The sequence below is a fragment of the Actinosynnema sp. CS-041913 genome (assembly GCF_050942485.1).
Taxonomy (GTDB): Bacteria; Actinomycetota; Actinomycetes; order Mycobacteriales; family Pseudonocardiaceae; genus Actinosynnema.
On the sequence record NZ_CP192037.1, the window covers coordinates 824,255 to 850,172 of the forward strand.

Below are 25,918 nucleotides of genomic sequence, written 5' to 3' on the forward strand. Positions count from 1 at the left end.
GCGGTGGGGACCGGAGAACCGGGCCCCACCGCGCCCTTCCGTCACACCTGCGCGGCCACCCAGTCCCGCACGACGTCGTCCAGCACGGCCAGCGGCAGCGGCCCGCCGCCGAGCACCACGTCGTGGAACGCCCGGATGTCGAACCGCCCGCCCAGCGCCCGCTCCGCCTCGGCCCGCACGCGCTGGATCTCCAGGCGCCCCACCATGTACGCCAGGGCCTGGGCCGGCGCGGCGATGTAGCGGTCGACCTCGTTCTCGATCTCCACCTGCGCCAGCGGCGTGTTCTCCCGCAGGTACGCGACAGCCTGCTCACGGCTCCAGCCGTGCGCGTGCAGCCCGGTGTCCACCACCAGCCGCCCGGCGCGCATCGAGTCCATGGCGAGCATCCCCAGCCGTGCCACGTCGTCGGAGTACAGCCCCATCTCGTCGGCCAGCCGCTCGCAGTACAGGCCCCAGCCCTCCAGGTAGCCGGTGACCGTGGCGACCCGGCGCAGCATCGGCAGCCCGGTCAGCTCCTGCGCCAGCACGATCTGGAAGTGGTGCCCCGGCACGGCTTCGTGGAACGCGATCGCCTCGGCCTGGTACCGGAACCGCTCCTCCACGCGGTGCGTGTTGGCGTAGTACGTGCCCGGCCGCGTGCCGTCCATCGCCGGCGGCGCGTAGAACGCGGTCGGCGCGCCCGGCGCGTCCACGGCGGGCACCGGCTCCACCTCGCACCGCTTCGCCGGCACCCGGCCGAACCAGCGCGGCGCGGCCTCCTCGGCGCGCGTCACGGCCTCGCGCGCGGCGGAGATCAACTCGTCCTCGGACTTACAGCGCAACGCCGGGTCGCTGCGCATGTGCTCGAAGATCGCGGCGGTGTCCCGCGTGCCGAACACCCGTTCGCCCAACTCGGCGTACTCCTCGGCCAGCGAGGCCATCACGTCCAGCCCGGTCTGGTGCAGGTCCTTGGGCGTCCGGTCGGTGGTGGTCTGGGCACGCGCCAGGCTCGCGTACACGGCCTCGCCGTCGGGCAGCCAGCACAGGCCCGGCCGGTCCGTCGGACGGCCGCTCAGGGCCGCGACGGCCGTGCGGTAGGCGGCGAACGCGGGGCGCACCTCCTCGGCGATCAGCCGGTCGCGCTCGGCGGTGAACGCCGCGCCGCCGGTGGGCCGGGCGAACGGGTCCTCGTCGGCGGCCAGGTACCGGTCCAGGTAGGCCAGCGCCGCGTCCAGCAGGTGCTGCACGGGCGTGCGCCCGGCGCGCGACCCGGCGACCTGGCGCTCGGCGACCGCGCGCAGGAACTCCGGGACGGCGGCCAGCCGGGACAGGTAGGCCCGCTCCTGCTCCTCGTCGGCCACCACGGTCATCGGCAGGACGCTGAGCAGTTCGCCGGACGGGGCGAAGAAGGAATCGGTGATCGTGTACTCGACGGCCCGCGCGTCGAGCAGGTCCACCGTCGATTCGGCCTGCTGGACGATCACGGCGCGGGTCACCGGATCGTCGTCGTCCGGCAGCGCCCGCGCGCGTTCGGCGATCCGCACGGCGGCGGCACGCGCCGATTCCTCGGCTTCCGGCCGGTGATCGGCGAGCAGGTGGTCATATCCGGGCAGACCGAACACGGTCGCGCCCAGCGGCGCGAGCCGGGACATCAGGTCGAGCAGTTCTTCGGCGAGCGCCGCCGCGGTATCCATCCGGAACCCCCGGGGTAGATGTGAAAGGAAGTACGGTGCTTAGCCTAAATAACGATTTACAGCCGGTCCAAATAGGCCAGCACCGCCAGCACGCGCCGGTTGTCGTCCTCCGACAGGGGCAGGTCCAGCTTGCCGAAGATGTTCGCGGTGTGTTTGCCGACGGCTTTCTCGGTGACGAACAGCCGGGCGGCGATCGCGCCGTTCGAGCGGCCTTCGGCCATCAGCGCCAGCACTTCCCGCTCGCGCGGCGTCAACGTGGCCAACGGCTGGTCGCGGCCACTGCGCGCGAGCAACTGGGTGATGACCTCGGGGTCCATGGCCGTGCCGCCCGCCGCGACCCGGCGGATGGCGTCCACGAACTGCTTGATGTCGGAGACCCGGTCCTTGAGCAGGTAGCCGACGCCGCCGGCCCGGTCGGACAGCAGCTCGCGGGCGTAGAGCTGCTCGACGTACTGGGAGAGCACCAGCACGGGCAGCCCCGGCACCCGCTTGCGCGCCTCGATCGCCGCCCGTAGCCCCTCGTCGGTGAACGTCGGCGGCAGGCGCACGTCGACCACCGCCACGTCGGGCCGGTGGTCGACCATCGCCTTGAGCAGGGCCGGCCCGGTGTCGACCGCCTCCACGACGTCGAAGTCGTAGGCCTCCAGCAGCCGGATCAGGCCGTCCCGGAGGAGGACGAGGTCTTCACCGAGGACAACGCGCACAGCAGCTCCATGATCGCGATCGGCCCGCACCTCGGGCCTCCGCAGCCGAGTCTGCCCGCGCGACCCGCCCGGCGGTGTTCGTTTCTGATTCCGACCCCGGAAAGGCCCGGTACACCGCACGCCCTGATGCATCCGGCGCGGTGGAGATCGCGCGGACCGGGCCCGAAGACTCCCGGCGCACACCGAGCACGATTCGCACACGCGAAGACCGCCGGGAGATCCCCGACGGTCCAGGCGGTGGGCGGTTCAGGCGGGCGTGGTGGCCGGGGACAGCTCGCAGGGCAGTTCCATCGTCACGATCGTCGGCCCGCCCAGCGGGCTCGCGATGCCGAGCGTCCCGTCGAACGCCGCCAGCCGCCGCTCGATCCCGCGCAGCCCGCCGCCCTCGGTCGCCTCCGCGCCGCCGCGCCCGTTGTCGCCGATCATCAGCCCGAGCCTGCCGTCCTCGTGCCGCACCCGTACCCACGCGCTGGTCGCGCCACTGTGCTTGGCCACGTTCGTCAGCGTCTCGGCCACCGCGAAGTACGCCGCCGACTCCACCGGCGCCTCCGGCCGCCCGGCCAGCACCAGGTCGATCTCCACCGGCAACGGGTGGGCCAGCGCCAGCGCCCGCAGCGCCCCGTCGAGACCCCGGTCGGCCAGCACCGGCGGGTGGATGCCGCGCACCAGGTCGCGCAGCTCGGCCAACGCCTGCGACGACGACTGCCGCGCCTCGGCCAGCAGGTCGCGCGCCGCGTTCGGGTCGCGGGCCAGCAGCTCCTCGGCCATGCCCAGGCTCATGCCCAGCGCCACCAGCCGGGCCTGCGCGCCGTCGTGCAGGTCGCGCTCGATCCGGCGCAGCTCGGCGGCCTGCGCGTCCACCGTGTCGGCCCGCGAGTCGGCCAGCTCCCGCACCCGGTCGGTCAGCGCGGCGCGGGCGCTCGGCGCGAGCAGCCACCGCACGAACAACGCGTGCACCCGCACGATGCGGGGCGTGGCCCACCACGCGAGCAGCAGGTAGATCAGGCCCAACACCGGCGCGATCACGAAGTTGCCGGGCGTGTCGATCCCGATGCCGTTGTAGTCCACCTCGTCCGCGCCGAGCATCCACAGCAGCGGCGTGACGAACCCGAACGCCCCGCCCAGCCACAGCGCCAACGGCAGCACGCCGCACAGCACGCCGACGAAGGCGTTCAACGGCAGGAACGCCAGGTCCCGCCAGGTGGCCGGGTCGGTGGCGATGGTCCGGACCCGGGTCATCGGGCCCCGGTTGGCGGGCATCCGGTAGGGCGGCGCGATCGCCTCGCCCAACACCCGGCCCGCCCACCACCGGTGCACCGCCAGGTACCGCCGGGCGAGGGCGGTGACCAGCAGCAGCGCCGGCACGCCGATCGTCACCAGGACCAGCGGGTAGGCGTAGAGCTGGAGCGGGATCAGGGGCAGGCCGAGCACGCACAGCGGCACCCGTGCGAAGGCCAGCGCCGCGGTCCTCAGCCGGGTTCCCGCGCCGCGCACGAGGTCGTGGTCCGTCATGGCCCTGATTCTTCCGGCTGTCCGCAGTGAAAGCGGTGGGTTTAACCCCCCGATCAGACGTCGAGCAAGGCCCCGTCCGGCAGCACCTCCACCCCCGCCTCGCGCAGCTTGGCGTGCTCCTCGGAGTCCGGGTCGAGCACCGGGTTGGTGTTGTTCAGGTGCGTGTAGATCCTCCGCACGTGCGGGTGCCGGCGCAGCTCGGGCAGGCTGTGGGTGATCGGCAGGTGCCCCATCGCCGACTGCCCGCCGGCCCGCCCGGTGGCCGCGCCCATCTCCGACGGCGCGTAGAACGTCCCGTCCAGCAACACCACGTCCGCCTCGGCGACCAGGTCGTCGAACCCCAGCGGCCACCCGGCCAGGCACGGCGCGTACAGCACGATCCCGCCGGTCCGGGGGTCGAACAGCCGGTAGGCCATCACCCAGTGCCCGTCGACCGCGGACTCGCCCGCGTACCTCGGCCGCTTGCCGCTGACCGGGAACGCGGTCACCTCCAATCCGCCCGCGAGGGTGAACGTCTGCTCGGGCTCGACCTGCCGCCACGTCCACTCGGCGTACCTGTCCAGCACGCCCCGCGCCGGGGCCAGGGCGTGCAGCACGGTCGCGGGCGCGTGCACCCGCAGCCCCGCCGCGCCGCGCAACGTCAGCAGGCCGAGCGTGTGATCGAGTTCGGCGTCCGTGAACAGCACCCCGCGCACCGGCGTGTCCCGCGGTCCCGGTCCGGGGTCGAGGCACGGCGTGGCGGTGAGCTGGGTCCGGATGTCGGGGGAGGCGTTGAGCAGCCACCAGTCCACCCCGTTGCCGCTGACCGCGAGGCAGTCCTGGCTCCGTGCGGGCAGCTCGCCGGCCCGCACCTTCCCGCACGGCCCGCACGCGCAGTTCCACTGCGGCACACCACCACCGGCGGCCGTTCCGAGCAGCACGACCCTCACCACGTCACCTTCCGCATGGCCTGCACGACGTCAGCTTCCGCACGGCCCGTCACGGCGTGACCTTGCGCAGGACCCTTCACCACGTCACCTTCCGCATGGCCGGCGGCGCGGGCGCCGTCTCGGCGGCCAGGATCAGGTCGACCTTCCCCCGCTCCGGCGACAGGGAGCAGACCGGATCGGTGTTGGCCGCGTCACCGGTCAACTGGAACGCCTGGCAGCGGCACCCGCCGAAGTCGACTTCCCGCCGCACGCAGGACCGGCACGGCTCGCGCATCCAGTCGAAACCCCGGAAGGCGTTGAACGCCTTGGACTCGTGCCAGATCCCGCCCAGCGGCCGGTCCCGCACGTTCTCGATCCCGAGGTGCTCGATCACCGTCGCGGCCGGGCACGGCAGCACGTCCCCGTTCGGCGCGACCGTCAACTGCCGCGCGCCCCACCCGTACATGCACGGCTTGGGGTGCGCCTCGTGGTAGTCGGCGATCACGTACACGATCTCCATCCGCGACCGCCGGCGGGCTTCCTCCACCACCGGACCCGCCAGCCGCAACTGCTCCCGGGTCGGCAGCAACGAGGCCCGGTTGCGCAACGCCCAGCCGTAGTACTGGGTGTTGGCCAGCTCCAGCCGGTCCGCGCCCATCCGCTCGGCCAGCTCGATGATGTCGCCGACGTGGTCCAGGTTCAGCCGGTGCAGGACGACGTTGACGGTCAGCGGCAGCCCGGCCTCCCGGACCACCCGGGCCGCCTCGGCCTTGTGGTCGAACGCCTTCACACCGGCGATCAGGTTGGCGTTCCCGCGATCCGCGTCCTGCACGGACAACTGGACGTGGTCCAGCCCCCGGTCCCGCAGGTCGGCCAGCCGCGCGGCGGTCAACCCCAACCCGCTGGTCACCAGGTTCACGTACCCGCCCAGCCCGCTCGCGTGGCTCACCAGTTCGGGTAAGTCCTTGCGCGCCAACGGTTCCCCACCGGAGAGGTGGAACTGGAGCACGCCCAGCGCGCGAGCCTGGTCGAACACCGAGCACCACTGCGCGGTGTCCAGCTCGGCGTCGCGCCGCACCAGTTCCACCGGGTTCGAGCAGTACCCGCACTGCAGCGGACAACGGTGGGTGAGTTCGGCGAGCAGCCCGAACGGCGCCTCAGCCATCGATCTCCACCACCCTGCGCGCGACCAGCCGGGTCACGAGTTCGGCGACGTCGTCCGCGACGACACCGTCGAACCGCTCACCGAGCCGGGCGGCGATCTGGGCGACCGTCGTGCGGCCGTCGCACAGCCCGACGACCTCCGCGGCGGTCTCGTTGAGCACCAGCACACCCTCCGGGAACAGCACCACGTGACTGTCCCGGGTCTGGTCGTACGCGGTCTTCACACCCTTGCCGAGCCGAGGTGTGGCTCCGAGATTGGTCATGATCGTCCCGAGTAGTAGTCGACGGCGTCGAGGATCGCCCGCAGCACGTCGCATTTGAACGCCAGCGCGGCCACCGCCGCCTCCTGCTGCTCCCGCGTTGCGCAGTTGCGCACCACGAGGTCCAAAGTGGACCGACCTTCACCCTCGATCACCTTGAGCCGCGAGGTGAAGTACGCGAAGCCCTCCTCGGCGATCCAGGGGTACCGCGCACGCATGTCCGCCAACCGCCGCGTCATCAGGCCGCGCGAGAACATCTCGGTGAGCCCGGACGCCACCGCCTCCACCCAGGGCTTGCCGCGGGCGAAGTTGACGTAGGCGTCCACCGCGAACCGCGTGCCGGGCAGCACGTGCCGCTCGTCCAACACCTCTTCCCTGGTCAGGCCAAGGGCTTCGGCCATCCGAAGCCAGTTCTCCGCACCACCTTCACCGGGCCGCTCGCCGTCGTGCCAGACGATCCGCTCGCGCCACTGCCGCCGGACGTCGGGATCGGGGCAGTTGGCCAGGATCGCGGCATCCTTGCGCGGGATGCAGCGCTGGTAGTACCAACGATTCGCGGCCCACAACTGGAGTTCGTCCTTGGACAGCGTCCCGGCGTGCAGCCGGAGGTGGAACGGGTGGGTGTCCCAGTAGCGGGAGGAGAGCCCCCGCAGCCGTGCGGTGAACTCCTCGTCGGGCAACGGCTCGGACATACAGCGCCTCCCTTGGGATCTGCCTCTGCGGCCAACACCCCGCCCCCGACCAAGGTTTCCGGTCACACGACCGCGCCGTGACTCCGGCCGCGCCGGAGCCACGACGTCGGGCGGGGCTCAGCCGCGCGCGGCGTACGCGGTGACTTCCATCGGGGTGTCGATGTCGCGGAAGTCCGGCTTGACCCAAGTGGGCTTCGACGTGCGCTTCGGCGTCTTCTCGGCTGGCATTGCGCCACTCCTCGGATTCTCGTGTCTCTCCGTGGTTCGGCGGCGGAGTACCCACGGTAGAGCGTCCGGGGTCGACTCCGCTAGATAGTAAAGACAGTTTCCCAATGTATCAGGTGGTCTGTCCTCCGATGATTGATTTGCCCGCGTCACACGGGTGTGGTTGCATCGAGACCGCCGCCGTTCCGCCGCCGTCACAGTGCGGACAACGAGGAGCGCACATGCGTGCTCGTGCAAGCGCGGTTCTGGCCATGGTGCTGCTGGGCGCAACGGTCGCGGCCCCGGCCCAAGCCGAACCGTCGGCGCTCGCTGTACGGACGCTAGCCACCGGCCAGGACGTCCCGTGGGACATCGGGTTCCTGCCGGATGGCAGCGGAATCTTCACCGAGCGCGACACCAGGCAGATCAAGAAGCTCACCGGCACGACCGTCACGACCCTGCACACCGTGGCCGACGCGGTCCCGGCCGGCGAAGGCGGCCTGATGGGCATCGCCGTGTCACCGACCTTCGCGACCGACAACACGGTCTACATCCACTACACGGCCGCGACCGACAACCGGATCTCCAAGCTCACCCTCGGCGGCCAACCGGAGCCGATCGTCACGGGCATCCCCAAGAACCGCTTCCACAACGGCGGCGGCCTGGAATTCGGCCCGGACGGCTTCCTCTACGCCACCACCGGAGACGCGGGCAACAGCGCCAACGCGCAAAACCTGAACACCCTGGCCGGCAAGATCCTGCGCATCACGACCACCGGCGCCCCAGCACCGGGCAACCCGTTCAACAGCAGGGTCTACACCTACGGCCACCGCAACCCCCAGGGCATCACCTGGGCGAACAACAGGGCGTACGCCACGGAGTTCGGCAACAACAGGACCGACGAACTGAACCAGATCGAGTCCGGCAAGAACTACGGCTGGCCGACCTGCGAAGGCCCCTGCAACGACACCAGGTACACCAACCCGGTGAAGTCCTGGCCCACCAACCAAGCCGGCCCGACCGGCATCGCATTCTACAAGAGCGCCCTCTACATCGGCGGCGTAACCGGCCGCAGGGTGTGGAAAATCCCAGTCACCGGCACCGACCTGGGCACCCCCCAAGCAGTCTTCACCGGCTACGGCCGAGTCCGCTCGGTAGCAGCAGCCCCCGACAACACCCTGTGGCTGGGCACGTCGAACCAGGACGGCCGAGGCACCCCAGCAGCACAAGACGACCGAATCCTCAGCACAGACGGCTAACTCCCCGCCAACCACCAACACACCCACACCCACACGAGGCCCGACCAGTGCGCCAGCACACAAGTCGGGCCTCGTGTTCTCCCCGTATGGCCTGCCCGCAGGGAACCGCGCTTGTCCAGGGAGCGCAAGCACGCTTTTCGCTTGCGCTCCCTGGACAAGGGTGGTGGTCTTTGACCAGGCCATACGGGGAGAACACGACGCCCTACCTCCCCGGAGGCCTGCCAAGCGGCGAGCGTCGCCCTTCGACCCGACCGGCCGAGAACACCCGCCAGTGATCTTCAGCGGCCGAGCACCGATCAGTTCAAAGCCGCAGGCATCCGCCGAAACTGCTCCAACACCACCGGATCCTGCAACTGCATCCACTGGATCACCTCGGTGTACGTGGCACAAACAGTCTCCCCCCGCACACAAACCTCCTCCATGAACCGCTCCACAGCCGAACTGAACGCCCCACCAGCCCAATCGTTGAAGTGGTTCCCCACCACCAACGGAGCCCGATTCCCGTTGAACGCGGCCAGGTACACCGACCGATAGGTGTCCAGGACGATCTGCGTGTACTCCCCAGGAGGCCCAGGATCGTCCCGCGCCCCGTTCAACGCGTACCAGAGGTTGAAGTCCATCATCACGACCCGCTTCCCCAACGCGGGCACCCGAACCTCGGGCATGGGGAACTCCCACATCCCGTCCAGCACAAAAGGCCAGACCACCCCCAGCCGAACATGGCTGGTGTCGTACACCAGCCCATGCCCGCGCATGGAGGGAAACGCCTGCCCCCAATCCCCTTCCAGACAAGGCGTCCGCCCACCCCGAACCGAAGCGGGGTCCAGCCGAAACCCCTGCTCCCGAGCCTCAGACAGGATCGAGAAGAACTGGTCCAACTCCAGATCCCACTCGGCGGTGCCCCACCGCCCGACACTCGGCTCGTCCCCCTGGCAGTAGTGCCCGTTGTAGTGCGTCCCGATCTCGTGCCCGGCGGCCAGCGCGTCGTTCAGGTAGGCGATCCGAGCCGCGACCTGCTCACGCGTCCCGCCGAACCCGATCGAGGAGTACCCCGCCCGGTGCCCAGGCCCGCGGTAGGACGCGGCATCCGCGTCCGGCACCAGGTACACCCCGGACAGCAACCCGGTCACATGCGCGTTCACCCGCTGGGCCAACGGCATCACGCGATCCCAGTGCGCCTTGGAAGCCGCGCCGTCGAAGGAGAACAACACGAACTGCGGCGGCTTCTCCCCGGGCAGCATCCTGCGCATCCACGCGGGCGCCGCCGCTGGAGGAGGCACCGGCGGCGTGGGCACACTGGTGCTGGACGACACCTGAGGAGCGATCGGCAACGGCGAGGCCAACTCTTCGGCCGCCCCGCCAGGCAGTGGCTCCTGCGCCCCCTGCACGGCCAACACCGCCAGCGTGAGGGCCAACGCGACGCCAGTGGACAGCCATCCCCAACGCTTCACACCTGAAGGACGACTCCACGTGCTCGGAGGTTGCCTCTCCGTCATATCCAGGCCGAAGCGTTATCCCCAACCCGAAACGCCAACCCGAAACGCCTACCCGACCGGCGTGGCGATGACCACCTGGTTCTCCTCGTACCCGGTCTCCCCGCCGACCCACCGACCACCGCAGGTCACCAGCACCAACCGGTGCGAGCCACGCGGCCCGAACAGCTCCACCGCCCGCTGCGGCAACTCGTCCTTCCGCACCGTCACCACCTGGCTGACCCGGAACCGGAACGCCTGCCCCGCGGTGTCCACCACGGTCACGTCCCGGCCCACCTCCGCCCGCCACAACTCGTCGAACGGCCCGGTGAGGCCCTTCCAGTTCACGTGCCCGGCCAGCACGGTCGCGCCCTCGGCCGCACCGAGGTCGACACCCCACCAGGTGGCCTCGCCCACCCCCTCGGGCACCGGCAAGGCCCCGTCCGAGGTGACCTCCTTGCGCACCAACGTGGCCAGCCCGCCCTCGGGCAGCTTCACGGTGCCGGGAGCCTGCACGGGGGGCGCGGCCGGCGGAGCGGCCGGAGTGCTGACCGGGGTGGTGGGCTCAGCAGGCGGGTTGGCCCCGGCCGGCATCCCGGCCAGGTCGATCCCGCGCCCGGACTTCAGGCTGTCCCCCAACGGGTGAGGCACCACGGCGTCCCCCGGGCGAGCGAGACCGCCGACCACCTCCGAAGGCTGGTGGAAGACCAGCGCGGCAGCGGCGAGCACGCCCGCCGCCACCGCGCCGGTCAGCACGGCCTTCGCGTCCGCGCCGGTCAGCTTCACGACCGGGCAGCCGCCCGCCGCCGCGCCACGAACCCGACGAGCACCGCTCCGAGGAGCACCACCCCGCCGAACCCGATGAGCGCGCCGGTGTTGAGCGTGGTGCTGAACGAGGCCTTCGCCACCACGCCGGCGCCGTCCGCGCCGGCGTGGATCGCGATCGGCACGATCGGCTTGTTCGGCTTGTTGGTCAACGCCAGGGCAAGCGTTTGGCCCGGTTCGACCTTCCCGCAGGCCTTCGGTGGCGCGGCGGGGTCGAAGTGCTCCTCGTACCCCTTCGCGGCGGCCACCTCGACCACGCAGACCTCCTGCGGGGTGCGCAGGTCGGACACCGTCGCCGTCCCGTCCTCACCGGACTGCAACACGATCGGGTTGCCGTCCGGCCCGGTCACCTTCGCGTCGTCCTGACGCAGGGCCGGCGTCACCCCATCGGGGCCGGTGATCCGCAGGGCCGCACCGGCGATCGCCTTGCCGGTCTCGGTGTCGGTCTTGCCGACCTTCACCACACCGGGCTGGGTCCGGGCGACCGCCGACGCCTCGGCGGCCAGCTTCTTCTCCCCGCCGGTGGTGACGATCCGCTGCATGTCGGTGTTCGCCGGCACGTGCACGACCGGCTTGTCCGCCGGGCTGTCCAGCCGCACCCGGAACGTGGGCTGCGCGCCGGTCGGGACCACGTCCACCGCCAGCGGCTTCCCATCGACGGGCGTCCGCAGCTCGACGGACGTCTTCCCGTCCGCCAGGGTCGCCTGCTCCAGCTCCACCGTGACCGGGACGTCCCCGACCAGCACCCCGTCCGCCTTGGCGATGTCCACCGCCCAGGTGCCCGGGGAGCCGATGAGCTGCTCCTTGGCGGGCGCGGTGACCTTCGCGGCCCACGGCCCCCGGTTGGCCTCGGCGTCGGCGCGGAGCCGGACCACCGCGTCCTTGGCGGCCTGGGGCAGGTGGTCGAAGTGGAACTGCTCGTTGTACGCGATGTGCCGGAAGTCGTTGGCCGGGTCCAGCGTGACCCTCCCCTGCGGGGCCGCCGTCCAGGTGTGCAGGAGGTGGGCCAGCGCCGCCGCCTCGTCGACCGTGGGGTCGGTCGTGTAGCGCAGCAGCAGGTAGGAGATGTTCGCCGCCACGTCGGGGGGAAGGGGTTCACCCGCCTTGGTCCGCAGTTCGTCCCGGTCCTTGTACATCTCGGAGCTGTCCGGGGCGAGCAGCGAGTACTGGACGCACCAGACGTGCTGCCCGTTCCAGCGGTAGGAGCCGAGCCAGTCGGTGTCACTCGGCTTGTCCCGGTATCCCTGGGCGGGTGTCGAGTAGCCGATGCCCTCTTCTACCTGGGCGTCTGCGGTGGCGGGAACGGTGAGAAAGGCCACGCCGACCGCGAGCGCCGCGGCGGCGAGTCGTCTGCACCCCATGTTTTAACCTGACCCCTCGGGCGTGCACGCTCCGCGTGCGCCGGTCGGACTAGCTGCACCGGAGAGCCTTACGGGTCGTTCCGGGTGACGACAAGCCTCCAGCGGAGTGGGATCTGACTACGCTCCGCAGTGAAGGGCTGTGGAGCGGAGATCGACAGCCCGAGTAAAGTCGCTTTTACCCGACGGGAACCGATCGACTCGTGTGGTCGTTGAACCCCGTGACGGCGTCAAACGCCACAGGAGGACGAGGTGCGTACCACCAGCAACCCCGCGTTCCGGAACCTGCCGACCGGCGGCGGTTCCGGGAGCTACGCAGGCTTTGGCCAGCCGTACGAGGCACAGCAGTACGGCGGCTACCAGGGTGCCCCGCCGACCACCGGCGAGCGCCCCATCACCATCGACGACGTGGTCACCAAGACCGCGATCACGCTGGCCACGACGCTGGCCACCGGGCTCGTCTCGGCGTGGCTGGTGCTGTCGGGGCAGATCGCGCCGTTCGCGCTGGCCTTGCCCGGCATGATCGTCGGGCTGGTCGTGGCCCTGATCATCATCTTCAAGCGCACCCCGAGCGCTCCGCTGGTCATGATCTACGCGGTCGCGGAGGGTGTGTTCCTCGGCGCGATCACCGGTGTGTTCGAGGCGATGTACAGCGGCATCGCGTGGCAGGCGATCCTGGGCACGTTCGGCGTGTTCGGCACCATGCTCGTGGTCTACAAGACGGGTGCGATCCGCGTCACGCCGCGTCTGACCAAGTGGATCATCGGCGCCACCGTCGGCGTGGTCGTGCTGATGCTCGGCAACCTGGTGCTCGGCATGTTCGGCGTGAACTCGGGCCTGCGCGACGGTGGCACGCTCGCCATCGTGTTCAGCCTCGTGGTGATCGGCATCGCGGCGTTCAGCTTCCTGCTGGACTTCGAGGCCGCCAACGAGATGATCCGTTCCGGGGTGCCTGCCAAGTGGGCCTGGTGGGCCGCGTTCGGGTTGATGACCACGTTGGTGTGGTTGTACTTGGAGATCCTGCGGTTGCTGTCTTACTTGCAGCGGGACTGAGGTTTGTTGGTGGAGGGCGTCCGGCCGGGTGGTCGGGCGCCCTTCGTTTTTGTGTGGTTCTCGGGTCATCGGTCTGCTGCTGGAGGAGGGGTCGCGTTCGGGTTGGGGTCGAACTGCTTTCAAGCGTCCTCGCCGGACCGGCAGGCCGCCAAGGATGATCACCAGTGCCAGGGCGTCGTGTCATCCCCGTATGGCCTGGTCAAAGACCACCACCCTTGTCCAGGGAGCGCAAGCGAAAAGCGTGCTTGCGCTCCCTGGACAAGCGCGGTTCCCTGCGGGCAGGCCATACGGGGATGACACGCAGCCCACCTGGGGGTGTGCGCGCTGCGCGCGCCGTGGCTGTAGGTGTGCGTGCTACGCGTGTTTGTCTGCGTCGACTCTTAGTAGGCACGGGACGCATAGTGGGCCGTTTGGTTCTCGGGACAAGTGTTCCGTTGGCACCTCGTGCGTGCAGGCTGCCACGAAGTAGCCCTGGTCGGGCTTGTTGCCGCTGGTGGGGAAGGCGTGGCACAGCTTGTCGTGTTCGCTGTGCCACCACACGTACGGCATCTGACCCTCCCTGCCTTGTCATCGGTAGGGAGGTGGGTCGGTCTCGTTTGGGACGCGTGTCAGCTCAATCGTTCGATGACCATCGCCATGCCCTGGCCGCCGCCCACGCACATCGTCTCCAGGCCGAACTGCTTGTCGTGGAACTGGAGGGAGTTGATGAGCGTGGTCGTGATGCGGGCTCCTGTCATGCCGAAGGGGTGGCCTACGGCGATTGCCCCGCCGTTCACGTTCAGGCGGTCCAGGTCGATGCCCAGGTCTTGGTACGACGGGATGACCTGGGCGGCGAAGGCCTCGTTGATCTCCACCAGGTCGATGTCGCCGATCGACATGCCGGCCAGTGCCAGGGCGCGCTTGGACGCCTCGACCGGGCCCAGGCCCATGATCTCCGGGGACAGGGCCGAGACGCCGGTCGACACGATCCTCGCCAGTGGGGTGATGCCCAGTTCCCCGGCCTTCGTGTCGCTCATGATCACGAGGGCCGCCGCGCCGTCGTTCAAGGGGCAGCAGTTACCCGCTGTGACCTTGCCGTCCGGGCGGAAGACGGGCTTCAGGCCGGACACGCCCTCGTACGTCACGCCGGGGCGGGGGCCGTCGTCGGTGGTCACCACGGTGCCGTCCGGCAGGGTGATCGGGGTGATCTCGCGGGCCCAGAAGCCGTTCGCGATGGCTTTTTCGGCCAGGTTCTGCGAGCGGACGCCGAAGTGGTCCATCTCCTCCCGGGTGACGCCCTTCGCCAGCGCCAGGTTTTCCGCCGTCTGGCCCATCGCGATGTAGATGTTCGGGACCTGGCCCGACGTGCGTGGGTCGGTCCACGAGCCGGCGCCCTGTTCGGCCACCTTCGCCGTGCGGGCCTCGGCGTCCGCGAAGACCGGGTTGTGGGTGTCCGGCCAGCCGTCCGAGCTGCCGCGCGCGAAGCTCGACACGGTTTCGACGCCGGCGCTGATGAACACGTCGCCCTCGCCCGCCCTGATGGCGTGCAGCGCCATCCGGGTCGTCTGCACGCTGGAGGCGCAGTACCTGGTCACGGTGGTGCCGGGCAGGTTGTCGTAGCCCGCCAGCACGGACACCACGCGGCCCATGTTGAAGCCCTGTTCGCCGCCCGGCAGGCCGCAGCCCAGCATCAGGTCGTCGATGTCGTTCGGGTCGAGCTGCGGGACCTTCGCCAGGGCCGCCTGCAGGACCTGCACGGTCAGGTCGTCGGCTCGGACGTCCTTCAGCGAGCCCTTGCCCGCGCGCCCGATGGGGGACCTGGCTGCGGAGACGATCACGGCCTCAGGCATTACGGAACTCCTTTGTTTCGCCGCAACGTTGCCTAGGAGCCTAGTTAACGCCTGTTCAACGCGGCTACCACTCGTGACGCACGACGCCGGTCCGATCGCGCCGGGTCACGGCTGGTCCAGGACGCCGCACAGCGGGGCCAGCAGGATGGACGTCGCCGCCTCGTAGCCCGCCGCGCTCGGGTGGAACCGGTCCCGGCTGAAGTAGTCGACGTGGCGCGCGGTGAACTCGGCCGCCAGGAGGTCGCCCAGGGCGACCGGCACGCCGCCGGCCCACACCACCTCGCGCCGTTGGGCGCGGGCCAGGCGGAGGCTCCACTCCCGCGCGACGGAGCGGAGCGGTTGGGCGATCGGCTGGATCGAGCCCAGGTCGGGGCACGTCCCGACCACCACGCCGACGCCCGCGTCGCGCAGGCGGCGGACCTGGACGCCGAGCAGCGCCGCCGAGACGGCGACCGGCATCCGGGTCGTCACGTCGTTCGCGCCGATGATCACCAGGACGAGGTCGGGCGGGTCCGCCAGCACCCGGTCGACCTGCGCGGGCAGGTCCCGGGTGGTCGAGCCGCTGACCGCGTAGGTCTCCAGGCACACCGGGCGGCCCGTCTCGTCGGACAGGCCGTTCGCCAGCAGCACGCCCGGCAGTTCCGCCGTGTCGTCCACGCCCAGGCCCGCCGCCATCGAGTCGCCCACTACGGCGAACCGCACCGGCTTGCCCGCACCGCCGCCGTGGATGCCGTCGGCCCGCAGCGGCGGTGCGTCGGGCACCCCGATCACCACCCTGGCCCGGCGCGACTGCGACGTGAACAAGCCGTAGGCCAGGCCTGTCAGGCCTCCCGCCGCCGCGACGGCCAGCGCGACCAGACGTCCCCACCGCACGCTCCACCACCCCCTTGCGACCACTCCGCCAACCCCTTCCACCAATCGTCCACAAGGACCCGCGGATCGGCCGCCAACCGGCGCGTGACCCGCCGGGGGCAGGCAGCAAGTACGCTCGGCAAGTCATCTCGCACGGTGGGAAGGGACCTTCGGTGGAGTACGTCGAGAGCGTCGTGGACCTGGTCGGCAACACGCCGCTCGTGAAGCTGAACGCGGTCGCCGAGGGGCTCCGGCCGCTCGTCCTGGCCAAGGTCGAGTACCTGAACCCCGGCGGCAGTGTGAAGGACCGCATCGCGTTGCGCATGGTGGAAGCGGCCGAACGGTCCGGCGAGTTGAAGCCGGGCGGCACGATCGTGGAGCCCACTTCGGGCAACACGGGCGTCGGGCTCGCGCTGGTCGCCCAGCAGAAGGGCTACAAGTGCGTCTTCGTCTGCCCGGACAAGGTCAGCGTGGACAAGCGCAACGTGCTGAAGGCCTACGGCGCCGAGGTGGTGGTGTGCCCGACGGCCGTCGCGCCCGAGCACCCCGACTCCTACTACAACGTGTCGGACCGGCTCGTCGCCGAGATCCCCGGCGCGTGGAAGCCCAACCAGTACGCCAACCCGGAGAACCCGGCCAGCCACTACCACGGCACCGGCCCCGAGCTGTGGCGGCAGACCGAGGGCCGCATCACCCACTTCGTGGCGGGCGTCGGCACCGGCGGCACCATCTCGGGCACCGGCAAGTACCTCAAGGAGGTCTCCGAGGGCCGGGTGAAGGTCGTCGGCGCGGACCCGGAAGGTTCCGTGTACTCCGGGGGCACCGGGCGGCCGTACCTCGTGGAGGGCGTCGGCGAGGACTTCTGGCCGGACGCGTACGACCGGGACGTGTGCGACCGGATCGTCGCCGTGACGGACAAGGACTCGTTCGAGATCACCCGCCGGCTCGCCCGCGAGGAGGGCCTGCTGGTCGGCGGCTCGTGCGGGATGGCGGTCGCGGCGGCGCTGCGCGTCGCGGAGGACTGCGGTCCGGACGACGTGGTCGTGGTGCTGCTGCCGGACGGCGGGCGCGGCTACCTGTCGAGCGTCTTCAACGACAAGTGGATGGCGCAGTACGGCTTCCTGTCGCCCGACACGTCCGGCGCGACGGTCGGGGATGTGTTGCGGCGCAAGGACGGCACGATGCCCGACCTGGTGCACGGCCATCCCAATGAGACGGTCGCCGAGGCGGTCGCGATCATGCGCGAGTACGGCGTGTCCCAGATGCCGGTGGTCAACGCCGAGCCCCCGGTGATGGCCGCCGAGGTCTCCGGCGCGGTCAACGAGCGCGATCTGCTGGACGCGCTGTTCACCGGCAAGGCGAAGCTGACCGACCGGCTCGACGCGCACATGTCGTTCAAGCTGCCGACCATCGGCTCGGGCGAGTCGATCAGCGCCGCCATGGCGGCGCTGTCCTCAGCGGACGGTGCGTTGGTGCTGGACGACGGCAAGCCGGCGGGCGTCGTTACCCGTCAGGACATCCTGGGTTTCCTCGCCGGACGCTGATCACGTCGGATTGCCCGGTTGCCGCTAGCGGACGTGCCCTCATCCGCTAGCGTTGGCCACCGACTTATCCGCCACGGCCCACGCCAAGGGGGTTGGAAACTCCGATGAACGCTCCTCAGCCGCCCGAGAACCAGCAGTTCGGCGGCCAATACCAGCAGGAGCAGGGGCCGGGCGCCCAGCCCCCGAACGCCGACGCGACCCAGGTCGTGCCGAGCGGTGGGCAGCCCCCTGCGTTCCCGCCCCCGGAGGCGACCCAGGTCGTGCCCTCCGGCCAGCAGCCGCCGTCGAACCCGGACGCGACCCAGGTCGTGCCGCCGAGCGCGACGCAGCAGCAGAACCCGTACGGCCAGCAGCAGCCGCAGTCGGGCGCCTTCCCGGCCCAGCAGCCGCCGCAGTCCGGCGGGTTCGCCGCCCAGCAGCCCGGCCAGTACGGGCAGCCGCCCCAGCAGCAGCCGGGGCAGTACGGACAGCCCCAGCAGCCGCCCGCCTACGGCCAGCCACAGCAGAACCCTTACGGCCAGCCGCAGCATCCGCAGCAGCCGTACGGCCAGCCGCAGCATCCGCAGCAGCCGTACGGCCAGCCGCAGCAGAACCCCTACGGGCAGCAGCCCGGTTACGGCCAGCCGCAGCAGCAGGCGTGGGGCCAGCAGCCCGGTTACGGCCAGCCCGCGTTCGCGCCTCCGGCCGGCGGCTACGCCGAGTGGGGCTCGCGCGCGATGGGCGCCCTGATCGACTACGTCGCGCCGGGTGTCATCGTGGCGATCCTGGTGATCGTCGGCACGGTCGCCGGCGACCCGACGATCGCGCTGATCCTCAGCGTGGTGGGCTACCTGGCCATGCTGGGCTGGCTGATCTACAACTCGTGGTACCTCGCGGGCACCACCGGCCAGTCGTACGGCAAGAAGATGGCGAAGATCAAGCTGATCAAGGAGGAGACCGGGCAGCCGATCGGCTTCGGCAACGCGTTCGTCCGGCACCTCTGCCACTTCGTCGACTCGCTGCCCTGCTACGCGGGCTGGTTCGCGCCGCTGTGGGAGGTCAAGAAGCAGACCTGGGCGGACAAGATCCTCGGCACGATCGTCGTCAACGCCCCCGACACGGGGATGCCCGGCGGCGGCATGCCCGGCGGCTACCCCGGCCAGCAGCCGAACCCGTACGGCCAGCAGCAGCCCGGCTACGGCCAGCCGCAGTCCAACCCGTACGGCCAGCCCCAGCAGCAGAACCCGTACGGCCAGCAGCCCCCGCAGCAGCAGTGGTAACGCTTCTGCCGCAACGCTGACCACACACCGTCAGCGATGTTCGTCCGACTGCCCGCCGGCTTTCCCAACTGGCGGGCAGTCGGTTGAGAGGGGGGCTTACCCTGGGTTTATGACGGACACCGGCCACTACGGTTTCGCGACCAGGGCTATCCACGCCGGACAGGAGCCGGACCCCTCGACGGGTTCGGTCATCGTGCCCATCCACGCCACCTCGACCTACGCCCAGGACGGCGTCGGCGGGCTGCGCGGCGGCTTCGAGTACTCGCGCACCGGCAACCCCACCCGGGCCGCGCTCGAAGAGTGCCTGGCCGCATTGGAAGGCGGGCGGCACGGCCGCGCGTTCGCCTCCGGCATGGGCGCGACCGACGCCGCCCTGCGCGCCCTGTGCCGTCCCGGCGACCACGTCATCATCCCGAACGACGCGTACGGCGGCACGTTCCGCCTGATCGACAAGGTCTTCCGGCACTGGGGCGTCGAGCACACCCCGGTCGCGCTGTCCGACGTGGCCGCGGTGCGCGCGGCGATCCGGCCCAACACCAAGGTCATCTGGATCGAGACGCCCACCAACCCGCTGCTCAACATCGCCGACATCGCCCTGCTGGCGCAGGTCGCGCACTCGGCGGGCGCGCGGCTCGTGGTGGACAACACGTTCGCCTCGCCGTACCTCCAGAGCCCGCTCGCGCTGGGCGCGGACGTCGTGCTGCACTCGACCACCAAGTACGTCGGCGGCCACTCGGACGTCATCGGCGGCGCGCTGGTCACCTCGGACGACGAGCTGGACGCCGCGTTCGGCTTCCTCCAGAACGGCGCGGGCGCGGTGCCCGGCCCGTTCGACGCCTGGCTGACGCTGCGCGGCATCAAGACGCTCGAACTGCGCATGGAACGGCACTCGGACAACGCCGAGCTGATCGCCGACGCCCTCCTGCGACACCCGCGCGTGACGTCGGTGCTCTACCCCGGCCTGCCCGACCACCCCGGGCACGAGGTCGCGGCGAAGCAGATGCGCCGGTTCGGCGGGATGATCTCGTTCACCGTCGAGGGCGGCGAGGAGGCGGCGCTGCGGGTCTGCTCGCGGACGAAGCTGTTCACCCTGGCCGAGTCGCTGGGCGGGGTCGAGTCGCTGATCGAGCACCCCGGCAGGATGACCCACGCCAGCACCGCCGGCTCCCTGCTCCAGGTGCCGGCGGACCTGATCCGCATCTCGGTCGGCATCGAGTCCGGTGAGGACCTGGTGGCGGACCTGGTCGAAGCCCTGGGCTGACGCAGCGAGGCCGGGCCGCTCGGGCGGCCCGGCCGGTGGGGATGAGCCCGACGGAAGTGCAAGTCAACCGAAGACCCTCGCGGCTTCCGTACAAACGCCGTACACTGGCGAACATGAACAAGCGTGTCGACGAGTGCGTCGTCGACAGGAGGTGAAGCGTCTTGTCGATCAAGGAAGCCCGTCTGGAGGTAAGACTAGATCAAGCGGTGAAGGCTCGCGTCGAACGAGCTGCTGAGCTGAGCGAACAGTCGACCAGCTCTTTCGTCGTGGCTGCGGCTGCGGACGCGGCAGACAAGGTCCTTGCCCGTGCTGACGTGACGATCATGCCTGCTGAACAGTTCGATGACCTGTTGGCGGCGCTCGATACGGCGGACGAGGCTCCCAACCTGGCCAAACTCAATTCGGGTTACAGGGGGTATGTGCGCAAGTGATGGACTGGGCCTCTTCCGCGCTGGATGAGCAGCACGAACTCGATACGTTCGACTGCGGTGTTCCGGTGCTGAACGACTGGCTCAGAGACCATGCTGCCGATGCGGGCAAGCGCGGAACGGCAAAAACCTACGTTTGGACGCCGGTTGGGAGTGATCGTGTAGTCGCCTACTACGCGATCACTCCTCATCAGGTGGCCAGAGGAGACGTGTCAGCCTCCTTGGCGGGAGGACTCAGCACGCCGATACCGGGTTATCTGCTGGCCAAGCTGGCGCTCGATGCAGAGCTGCAAGGGCAAGGGCATGGTGCTGAGCTATTGCACGACGCGCTGACACGGATGTTGGAAGCCGCTGATGTCGCTTCAGGACGCCTGATCGTTGTTGATGCCATTGACGATACGGCCGCAGCGTTCTACCGCAAGTACGAATTCAAGCCTGTCCAAGCAAATCCGCGCCGACTGGTGATCAAGGTCGCCACTGTTCGGAGCGCTTTTGGTCGGTGAGGCTTCGGCGGCCTGGGGAAGGCTGCTTCGGTACCGGCGGTTCGATGGAGCGCTTGCGCTGCACCGCCGGATTCGAACCTTGCGACCTCGGGATTCGCAGGTCTAGCCGCCGGTCAACGCGGTGGCAGCCCGCAGTTCGTCCCGGTGCTCAAGGCGATTTGGGCGCCTCGTGTCGGCCTCGGCCATCCCCAGGTTGCCCACCGCAAAGCCACGAGCTCACAAGGTGGGCGACCACGCGACATGGCCTACCGGCCGAAGCGGGCGGCGGAGCGTTCCTTCGCCTTCGCGGCTTCCACTTCGCGGTCGCGGGGCGGTGCTTTGGTGACGAGGGATTCCAGCAGGACCCTGGTGGCCTCGGCCACCGCCTCGACCGCCGCGTCGAACGCCTCCTGGTTCACCGCGGACGGGTGGGTGGACCCGCTGACCTTGCGCACGTACTGCACCGCCGCGGCCTGGATCTCGTCCTCGCTGGCGGGTGGTTCGAAGTTGTGGAGCACCCGGATGTTTCGGCACATGACTCCACTATCGCCGATGACGGCGCCGAAGGGTCGGTGCCCGGCTCAGGGCTTGACGTCGTAGCGGGCGTTGTCGATCTTCGGCACGGCGGGCAGCCGGTGCCCGTCCACGCAGCCCCCGACGAACTCGACCACACCGTCCCGTTCCACGAACCGGCCCGTGTCGGCGCACCCGGCGTGGGCCACGGTGAAGAACGCCGCGCCGGTCAACGTCACGGCCGTGGCCACCGCCCCGACGAGCGGGAGCACCGCGGTCACCCGTCGTGCGAGCGCCATGCCACCTCCCCGGGTGATTGCTGCGTTGGTCGACCCCCACGTCGAGCGTACCGGTACCGGTCGGTGCGGTGCCGCCATCATGAACGAACCCGTGCGGAAAAAGGCCGGCCCGGGGGTGCCCCGGACCGGCCTCTGCCCGTTCTGACGTCAGAGGTTGCCCCGACGCTCCTGCTCGCGCTCGATCGCCTCGAACAGGGCCTTGAAGTTGCCCTTGCCGAAGCCGAGCGACCCGTGCCGCTCGATGAGCTCGTAGAAGACGGTCGGCCGGTCGCCGATCGGCTTCGTGAAGATCTGCAACAGGTAGCCGTCCTCGTCCCGGTCGACCAGGATCCGGTGCTCCTTCAGCTCCTCGATCGGAACGCGCACCTCACCGATGCGAGCCCGCAGTTCCGGGTCGTCGTAGTACGAGTCCGGGGTCTCCAGGAACTCGACGCCGGCCGCGCGCATGGCGGTCAGCGTGGCGACGATGTCGTTGGTGGCGAGCGCGATGTGCTGCACACCCGCACCGGTGTAGAACTCCAGGTACTCGTCGATCTGCGACTTGCGCTTCGCGACGGCGGGCTCGTTGAGCGGGAACTTCACCCGGTGGTTGCCGTTGGACACCACCTTGCTCATGAGCGCCGAGTAGTCGGTGGCGATGTCGTCGCCGATGAACTCCGCCATGTTCACGAAGCCCATGACGCGGTTGTACCACTCGACCCAGTAGTCCATCCTGCCGAGTTCGACGTTGCCCACGCAGTGGTCGACCGCCTGGAACAGCCGCTTCGGCGCGCCCTCGGGTCGGACGACGGTGCTCTCCCTGGCCACGTACCCCGGCAGGTACGGGCCGGTGTAGCGGGACCGGTCGACCAGCGTGTGGCGGGTCTCGCCGTAGGTGGCGATCGCGGCCCGGCGCACGACACCGTGCTCGTCCTCGACGTCGTGCGGCTCTTCGAGGACGGTGGCGCCCTGCGCGCGGGCGTGCTCGATGCACTTGTCGACGTCGGCGACCTCCAGCGCGAGGTCCACCACGCCGTCGCCGTGCTTGCGGTGGTGGTCGAGCAGCGGGCTGTCCGGCTGGACCCCGCCGTTGATCACGAACCGCGCCGACCCGGACTTGAGCACGAAGGACTTGTGGTCCCGCTGCCCGGTCTCCGGCCCGGCGTACGCGACGAGCTGCATCCCGAAGGCGACCTGGTAGAACCACGCGGTCTGGGTGGCGTTGCCGACCACGAAGACCACGGCGTCCATGGAGCGGACGGGGAACGGATCCCGCGTCCCGTCGTAGTCGACCAAGCCCACGAGTTGGCGGAGCTGGTCGTAGCTCACGTCGTCAAGCTGCTGCGTCATGGCTCACAGCATGTGTCTGTTAGGCAGGGTGAGCAACAGTCTGCTTCTTCGCTGAGCAGGTTGTACAGTGATCTATGGCTTCCGAGGGACAAGCTGAACACTCTGACCAGGCCGTGGACGGCCTGGACGCCCGACTGCTCCTGTTGCTCACCGACGAGCCCCGGCTGGGTGTGCTGGAGTGCTCCCGCCGGTTGGGCGTGGCGCGGGGGACCGTTCAGGCGCGCTTGGACCGGCTGGTCGCGCGAGGCGTGCTGACCGGCTTCCCGCCGGCTCTCGACCTGGCCGCGATGGGGTACGGGCTGACGGCGTTCGCCGTGCTGGAGATCGCGCAGGGCCGCCGGCAAGAGGTGTCGGACGGGCTCGCGGCCATCAACGAGGTGTGCGAGGTGCACGCGACCACCGGCCAGGGCGACCTGTTCGTGCGCATGGTGGCCCGCTCGAACGCCGACCTGCAACGCGTCATCGACTCGATCGTGGACGTGCCGGGCGTGCAGCGGCTCTCGACGTCGATCGCTTTGTCGACCCCCGTGCCGCCACGCGTCCGCCCGCTCCTGGAACGCATCGGCTGAGCGCCGGGCGCTGGGTGTCGAACGCTGGGTGTCGAAGGCTGAGCGTCGGACGCGACGGCCGTGGGTCGACAAGCAGCCGACAGCAGGAAGGGCGGCCACCTCGCCTCGGTGGCCGCCCCTCACGCCGTCTGTGGGATCAGCCCGTGTACGGCACGGCCTTGATCAGGGTCACCTTCATGGTGTTGCCGTTGGGCAGCTCGTACTCCCGCGTCTCGCCGTCCTTCGCGCCGTTCAGCGCCTTGCCCAGCGGGGACGAGGGGGAGTAGACCTCCAGCGCGCCGTGCGCGCCCTCCTCACGCGTCGCGAGCAGGAACTCCTCGGTCTCGTCGTCGCCTTCGTAACGCACCGTGAGCACCATGCCGGGAGCGGCCACACCGGCCACGGTGGGCGCCTCGCCGACCTTGGCGACCCGCAGCAGCTCTTGGAGCTGGCGGATCCGGGCTTCCTGCTTGCCCTGCTCCTCGCGAGCCGCGTGGTAGCCGCCGTTCTCGCGGAGATCGCCTTCTTCGCGGCGCGCGTTGATCTCCGCAGCAATGACCGGGCGATTCTCGATCATCTCGTCCAGCTCTCCCTTGAGCCGGTCGTAGGCCTCCTGGGTCAGCCAGGTCACCTCAGTGTCGCTCACGGTCACCAACTCCTCGTCTTGCTCCAGGCCCACCACGTGGGCTGGCAGTTCCCGGACGCACGCACCCGGAACGGAAAAACACGGCCCGCGCCGGGGCCGTGCTGAAAGGCCAGAGTAACACGTCCACAACGTTCAGCTACGGCGTTTTGTTCCCTGACGGGCCACTAAACTCGCAGATCACCCGCTTGGCCGCTACCTCGTGGACAGGTAGGCCGGGACCTGGTAGGAGCAGCCGAACACCTCTCCGGTGGCGGGAGGTTTCGACGTCCGGAGGACGGTCGTCTGGTAAACCGTGCCGGGCCCCGGCGGCACCAGGACCTCTCGCCGCCCGGCCTCGTCGCCGTCCTTGGAGCGGGCCCGCACGATGCACACGACGGCCTGCTCCGGGGTCTCCCGGACCACCTCGAAGGTGATTTCCACGGACCGCTCGTCCAGGATCTCGAAGGCGGTCTGCTTGGCCTCCACGGGCTGGGTGCCGAGGTTGCGGTAGCCGACCCAGGCCACCACCGCGCCGACCAGCGCCGCGACCACGGTCAGTGACCACTTCGCCCATCCGGGCAGAGGACGCCGCGTCGTGCCGTACCGACCCTCGGGCAGTGCCACTTGCCGATGCCTTCCTGCCCGTGGGGAACAATGACCCTCGACCGCCACGTTGAGTGTCGCAGGGGCCGAGGGGGCTCCGTTCGGCAGGGGCCAAGGAGGACCACCACCGTCATGGTTGAAAAGCTGCGCCTGATGTCGGTGCACGCGCACCCCGACGACGAGTCCAGCAAGGGCGCCGCCACGATGGCGCGCTACGTGGCCGAGGGCCACGAGGTGATGGTCGTGACCTGCACCGGGGGCGAGGCGGGCAGTATCCTGAACCCCGCGATGGACCGCCCCGAGGTGCTGGCGAACATGGCCGAGATCCGGCGTGGCGAGATGGCCCGCGCCGCCGAGATCCTGGGCGTGCGGCACCGCTGGCTGGGCTTCGTCGACTCCGGCCTGCCCGAGGGCGACCCGCTGCCGCCGCTGCCGGAGGGCTGCTTCGCGCTCGTGCCGCTGGAGGAGTCCGTCCCGCCGCTGGTCGAGGCGATCCGCGAGTTCCGCCCGCACGTGATCGTCACCTACGACGAGAACGGCGGCTACCCGCACCCGGACCACATCCGCTGCCACGAGGTGTCCGTCGCGGCGTTCGACGCGGCCGGCGACCCGGAGCGCTACCCCGAGGCGGGCGAGCCGTGGCAGCCGCTGAAGCTGTACTACTCGCACGGCTTCTCCCGCGCCAAGCTGCTGGCGTTCCACGAGGCGCTGCTCGCGGAGGGCCGGGAGTCCCCGTACGCCGAGTGGCTGGCGGGCTGGGACGCCGACAAGCCCGACGTGATCGAACGGGTCACCACCCGCGTCGAGTGCGCCGACTACTTCCCGCTGCGTGACGAGGCCCTCAAGGCCCACGCGACCCAGATCGACCCGGAGAGCCGCTGGTTCGCGGTGCCGCTGGAGATGCAGCGCGAGGTCTGGCCGACCGAGGAGTACGAACTGGCGCGGTCGCTGGTCGACAGCACGTTGCCCGAGGACGACCTGTTCGCGGGCGTGAGGGAGAAGGTGACTGCGTGAACCCGGTCCCTTGGGACCAGACGACGGCGATGGTGCTGGTGCAGCCCTCCACCACCAAAGACCCCGGCGGCCAGCAGGAGGACTTCGGCAAGTCCTCCCCGCTGGGCCTGCTGATCCTGGTGCTGTTCTTCATCGCGGTGTTCTTCCTGGTCAAGTCGATGAACAAGCACCTGAAGAAGCTCCCGGCCTCGTTCGACCCGCCCGAGGAGAGCGCGAAGAAGAAGTCCGAGGACTAGGCGGCGGCGGGG

General features: G+C 70.0%; 28 protein-coding genes. 10 read left to right on the forward strand and 18 right to left on the reverse strand.

The window, feature by feature from the left end; all coding sequences use genetic code 11:
- Positions 1-41: 41 nt before the first annotated feature.
- The 8 genes from ACQPZF_RS04090 to pqqA all read right to left on the reverse strand — a co-directional run bounded on the left by ACQPZF_RS04090 (position 42) and on the right by pqqA (position 7,141).
- Positions 42-1,673: a DUF885 domain-containing protein gene (locus ACQPZF_RS04090; protein ID WP_433268372.1), complete on the reverse strand. Its 1,632-nt coding sequence runs from the start codon at positions 1,671-1,673 to the stop codon at positions 42-44.
- 56 nt (positions 1,674-1,729) lie between these two features.
- Positions 1,730-2,377 (reverse strand): LuxR C-terminal-related transcriptional regulator, encoded by a 648-nt coding sequence (locus ACQPZF_RS04095; RefSeq protein WP_433268374.1) that lies wholly within the window; start codon positions 2,375-2,377, stop codon positions 1,730-1,732.
- A gap of 246 nt (positions 2,378-2,623) precedes the next feature.
- The gene (locus ACQPZF_RS04100) at positions 2,624-3,889 is read right to left on the reverse strand and encodes a sensor histidine kinase (RefSeq protein WP_433268376.1); all 1,266 of its coding nucleotides are present in this window, start codon (positions 3,887-3,889) and stop codon (positions 2,624-2,626) included.
- Between the two features lie 53 nt (positions 3,890-3,942).
- Positions 3,943-4,818: a pyrroloquinoline quinone biosynthesis protein PqqB gene (gene pqqB / locus ACQPZF_RS04105; protein WP_433268379.1), complete on the reverse strand. Its 876-nt coding sequence runs from the start codon at positions 4,816-4,818 to the stop codon at positions 3,943-3,945.
- Positions 4,819-4,894: 76 nt separating this feature from the next.
- The gene (gene pqqE, locus ACQPZF_RS04110; protein ID WP_433268381.1) at positions 4,895-5,962 is read right to left on the reverse strand and encodes a pyrroloquinoline quinone biosynthesis protein PqqE; all 1,068 of its coding nucleotides are present in this window, start codon (positions 5,960-5,962) and stop codon (positions 4,895-4,897) included.
- Complete coding sequence (gene pqqD, locus ACQPZF_RS04115; protein ID WP_433268383.1) at positions 5,955-6,224, reverse strand: pyrroloquinoline quinone biosynthesis peptide chaperone PqqD; 270 nt, start codon at positions 6,222-6,224, stop codon at positions 5,955-5,957. The genes pqqE and pqqD overlap by 8 nt, the downstream gene beginning before the upstream one ends.
- Positions 6,221-6,913: a pyrroloquinoline-quinone synthase PqqC gene (pqqC, locus tag ACQPZF_RS04120; protein ID WP_433268385.1), complete on the reverse strand. Its 693-nt coding sequence runs from the start codon at positions 6,911-6,913 to the stop codon at positions 6,221-6,223. The genes pqqD and pqqC overlap by 4 nt, the downstream gene beginning before the upstream one ends.
- A gap of 117 nt (positions 6,914-7,030) precedes the next feature.
- The gene (gene pqqA, locus ACQPZF_RS04125; RefSeq protein ID WP_433268387.1) at positions 7,031-7,141 is read right to left on the reverse strand and encodes a pyrroloquinoline quinone precursor peptide PqqA; all 111 of its coding nucleotides are present in this window, start codon (positions 7,139-7,141) and stop codon (positions 7,031-7,033) included.
- A gap of 218 nt (positions 7,142-7,359) precedes the next feature.
- On the opposite strand from pqqA, the gene ACQPZF_RS04130 reads away from it, so the two are divergent.
- Positions 7,360-8,376, forward strand: coding sequence for a PQQ-dependent sugar dehydrogenase (locus ACQPZF_RS04130; protein ID WP_433268389.1), 1,017 nt, complete (start codon positions 7,360-7,362; stop codon positions 8,374-8,376).
- Positions 8,377-8,672: 296 nt separating this feature from the next.
- On the opposite strand, the gene ACQPZF_RS04135 is transcribed toward ACQPZF_RS04130, so the two are convergent.
- The 3 genes from ACQPZF_RS04135 to ACQPZF_RS04145 all read right to left on the reverse strand — a co-directional run bounded on the left by ACQPZF_RS04135 (position 8,673) and on the right by ACQPZF_RS04145 (position 12,034).
- A complete protein-coding gene (locus ACQPZF_RS04135) occupies positions 8,673-9,827 on the reverse strand; it encodes a polysaccharide deacetylase (protein ID WP_433268391.1) in 1,155 nt (384 codons plus the stop codon).
- Positions 9,828-9,920: 93 nt separating this feature from the next.
- Positions 9,921-10,634 carry a class F sortase gene (locus ACQPZF_RS04140; protein WP_433268394.1) on the reverse strand — a complete coding sequence of 238 codons (714 nt, stop codon included), beginning with the start codon at positions 10,632-10,634 and terminating at the stop codon, positions 9,921-9,923.
- Complete coding sequence (locus ACQPZF_RS04145) at positions 10,631-12,034, reverse strand: SpaA isopeptide-forming pilin-related protein (protein ID WP_433268397.1); 1,404 nt, start codon at positions 12,032-12,034, stop codon at positions 10,631-10,633. The genes ACQPZF_RS04140 and ACQPZF_RS04145 overlap by 4 nt, the downstream gene beginning before the upstream one ends.
- A gap of 249 nt (positions 12,035-12,283) precedes the next feature.
- On the opposite strand from ACQPZF_RS04145, the gene ACQPZF_RS04150 reads away from it, so the two are divergent.
- The gene (locus ACQPZF_RS04150) at positions 12,284-13,084 is read left to right on the forward strand and encodes a Bax inhibitor-1/YccA family protein (RefSeq protein WP_433268399.1); all 801 of its coding nucleotides are present in this window, start codon (positions 12,284-12,286) and stop codon (positions 13,082-13,084) included.
- A gap of 608 nt (positions 13,085-13,692) precedes the next feature.
- On the opposite strand, the gene ACQPZF_RS04155 is transcribed toward ACQPZF_RS04150, so the two are convergent.
- Complete coding sequence (locus ACQPZF_RS04155) at positions 13,693-14,913, reverse strand: acetyl-CoA C-acetyltransferase (protein WP_433268401.1); 1,221 nt, start codon at positions 14,911-14,913, stop codon at positions 13,693-13,695.
- A gap of 105 nt (positions 14,914-15,018) precedes the next feature.
- Entirely contained in the window at positions 15,019-15,786 is a 768-nt protein-coding gene (locus ACQPZF_RS04160) for an SGNH/GDSL hydrolase family protein (protein ID WP_433268403.1), read from the reverse strand.
- Positions 15,787-15,938: 152 nt separating this feature from the next.
- Here ACQPZF_RS04160 and ACQPZF_RS04165 point away from each other — a divergent pair, with 152 nt between their 5' ends.
- The 5 genes from ACQPZF_RS04165 to ACQPZF_RS04185 all read left to right on the forward strand — a co-directional run bounded on the left by ACQPZF_RS04165 (position 15,939) and on the right by ACQPZF_RS04185 (position 20,760).
- Complete coding sequence (locus ACQPZF_RS04165) at positions 15,939-17,309, forward strand: cystathionine beta-synthase (protein ID WP_433268405.1); 1,371 nt, start codon at positions 15,939-15,941, stop codon at positions 17,307-17,309.
- Positions 17,310-17,413: 104 nt separating this feature from the next.
- Positions 17,414-18,568, forward strand: a complete 1,155-nt coding sequence (locus ACQPZF_RS04170) for an RDD family protein (RefSeq protein WP_433268407.1) — start codon at positions 17,414-17,416, stop codon at positions 18,566-18,568.
- Positions 18,569-18,677: 109 nt separating this feature from the next.
- Positions 18,678-19,829, forward strand: coding sequence for a cystathionine gamma-synthase (locus ACQPZF_RS04175; RefSeq protein WP_433268409.1), 1,152 nt, complete (start codon positions 18,678-18,680; stop codon positions 19,827-19,829).
- 161 nt (positions 19,830-19,990) lie between these two features.
- On the forward strand, positions 19,991-20,260 hold the full coding sequence (locus tag ACQPZF_RS04180; RefSeq protein WP_433268412.1) for a DUF1778 domain-containing protein: 270 nt from the start codon (positions 19,991-19,993) through the stop codon (positions 20,258-20,260).
- A complete protein-coding gene (locus tag ACQPZF_RS04185) occupies positions 20,260-20,760 on the forward strand; it encodes a GNAT family N-acetyltransferase (protein WP_433268414.1) in 501 nt (166 codons plus the stop codon). Before ACQPZF_RS04180 ends, ACQPZF_RS04185 begins: the two co-directional genes overlap by 1 nt.
- 245 nt (positions 20,761-21,005) lie before the next feature.
- On the opposite strand, the gene ACQPZF_RS04190 is transcribed toward ACQPZF_RS04185, so the two are convergent.
- The 3 genes from ACQPZF_RS04190 to hppD all read right to left on the reverse strand — a co-directional run bounded on the left by ACQPZF_RS04190 (position 21,006) and on the right by hppD (position 22,880).
- The gene (locus tag ACQPZF_RS04190) at positions 21,006-21,275 is read right to left on the reverse strand and encodes a DUF2277 domain-containing protein (protein ID WP_433268416.1); all 270 of its coding nucleotides are present in this window, start codon (positions 21,273-21,275) and stop codon (positions 21,006-21,008) included.
- Positions 21,276-21,320: 45 nt separating this feature from the next.
- Entirely contained in the window at positions 21,321-21,551 is a 231-nt protein-coding gene (locus tag ACQPZF_RS04195) for a hypothetical protein (protein WP_433268418.1), read from the reverse strand.
- Positions 21,552-21,698: 147 nt separating this feature from the next.
- The gene (gene hppD / locus ACQPZF_RS04200) at positions 21,699-22,880 is read right to left on the reverse strand and encodes a 4-hydroxyphenylpyruvate dioxygenase (RefSeq protein WP_433268421.1); all 1,182 of its coding nucleotides are present in this window, start codon (positions 22,878-22,880) and stop codon (positions 21,699-21,701) included.
- 74 nt (positions 22,881-22,954) lie between these two features.
- On the opposite strand from hppD, the gene ACQPZF_RS04205 reads away from it, so the two are divergent.
- Positions 22,955-23,449, forward strand: a complete 495-nt coding sequence (locus ACQPZF_RS04205; RefSeq protein WP_433268424.1) for an Lrp/AsnC family transcriptional regulator — start codon at positions 22,955-22,957, stop codon at positions 23,447-23,449.
- A gap of 136 nt (positions 23,450-23,585) precedes the next feature.
- Here ACQPZF_RS04205 and greA read toward each other — a convergent pair whose 3' ends face one another.
- Positions 23,586-24,083: a transcription elongation factor GreA gene (greA, locus tag ACQPZF_RS04210; protein ID WP_433274426.1), complete on the reverse strand. Its 498-nt coding sequence runs from the start codon at positions 24,081-24,083 to the stop codon at positions 23,586-23,588.
- A 183-nt stretch (positions 24,084-24,266) separates the two neighbouring features.
- Entirely contained in the window at positions 24,267-24,677 is a 411-nt protein-coding gene (locus ACQPZF_RS04215) for a DUF4307 domain-containing protein (protein ID WP_433268426.1), read from the reverse strand.
- 111 nt (positions 24,678-24,788) lie between these two features.
- Between ACQPZF_RS04215 and mca the strand changes: the two genes are divergently transcribed.
- Positions 24,789-25,670, forward strand: coding sequence for a mycothiol conjugate amidase Mca (gene mca / locus ACQPZF_RS04220; RefSeq protein ID WP_433268428.1), 882 nt, complete (start codon positions 24,789-24,791; stop codon positions 25,668-25,670).
- 29 nt (positions 25,671-25,699) lie between these two features.
- A complete protein-coding gene (locus ACQPZF_RS04225) occupies positions 25,700-25,906 on the forward strand; it encodes a hypothetical protein (RefSeq protein WP_433274428.1) in 207 nt (68 codons plus the stop codon).
- Positions 25,907-25,918: the final 12 nt, after the last annotated feature.

Coding starts and splice junctions, on each gene's coding strand:
- ACQPZF_RS04090 (WP_433268372.1), bottom strand. CDS start 1,673: ATGGATACCGCGGCGGCGCTCGCCGAAGAACTGCTCGACCTGATGTCC.
- ACQPZF_RS04100 (WP_433268376.1), bottom strand. CDS start 3,889: ATGACGGACCACGACCTCGTGCGCGGCGCGGGAACCCGGCTGAGGACC.
- pqqE (WP_433268381.1), bottom strand. CDS start 5,962: ATGGCTGAGGCGCCGTTCGGGCTGCTCGCCGAACTCACCCACCGTTGT.
- pqqD (WP_433268383.1), bottom strand. CDS start 6,224: ATGACCAATCTCGGAGCCACACCTCGGCTCGGCAAGGGTGTGAAGACC.
- pqqC (WP_433268385.1), bottom strand. CDS start 6,913: ATGTCCGAGCCGTTGCCCGACGAGGAGTTCACCGCACGGCTGCGGGGG.
- pqqA (WP_433268387.1), bottom strand. CDS start 7,141: ATGCCAGCCGAGAAGACGCCGAAGCGCACGTCGAAGCCCACTTGGGTC.
- ACQPZF_RS04130 (WP_433268389.1), top strand. CDS start 7,360: ATGCGTGCTCGTGCAAGCGCGGTTCTGGCCATGGTGCTGCTGGGCGCA.
- ACQPZF_RS04145 (WP_433268397.1), bottom strand. CDS start 12,034: ATGGGGTGCAGACGACTCGCCGCCGCGGCGCTCGCGGTCGGCGTGGCC.
- ACQPZF_RS04155 (WP_433268401.1), bottom strand. CDS start 14,913: ATGCCTGAGGCCGTGATCGTCTCCGCAGCCAGGTCCCCCATCGGGCGC.
- ACQPZF_RS04170 (WP_433268407.1), top strand. CDS start 17,414: ATGAACGCTCCTCAGCCGCCCGAGAACCAGCAGTTCGGCGGCCAATAC.
- ACQPZF_RS04175 (WP_433268409.1), top strand. CDS start 18,678: ATGACGGACACCGGCCACTACGGTTTCGCGACCAGGGCTATCCACGCC.
- ACQPZF_RS04185 (WP_433268414.1), top strand. CDS start 20,260: ATGGACTGGGCCTCTTCCGCGCTGGATGAGCAGCACGAACTCGATACG.
- ACQPZF_RS04190 (WP_433268416.1), bottom strand. CDS start 21,275: ATGTGCCGAAACATCCGGGTGCTCCACAACTTCGAACCACCCGCCAGC.
- ACQPZF_RS04195 (WP_433268418.1), bottom strand. CDS start 21,551: ATGGCGCTCGCACGACGGGTGACCGCGGTGCTCCCGCTCGTCGGGGCG.
- hppD (WP_433268421.1), bottom strand. CDS start 22,880: ATGACGCAGCAGCTTGACGACGTGAGCTACGACCAGCTCCGCCAACTC.
- ACQPZF_RS04205 (WP_433268424.1), top strand. CDS start 22,955: ATGGCTTCCGAGGGACAAGCTGAACACTCTGACCAGGCCGTGGACGGC.
- mca (WP_433268428.1), top strand. CDS start 24,789: ATGGTTGAAAAGCTGCGCCTGATGTCGGTGCACGCGCACCCCGACGAC.
- ACQPZF_RS04225 (WP_433274428.1), top strand. CDS start 25,700: ATGGTGCTGGTGCAGCCCTCCACCACCAAAGACCCCGGCGGCCAGCAG.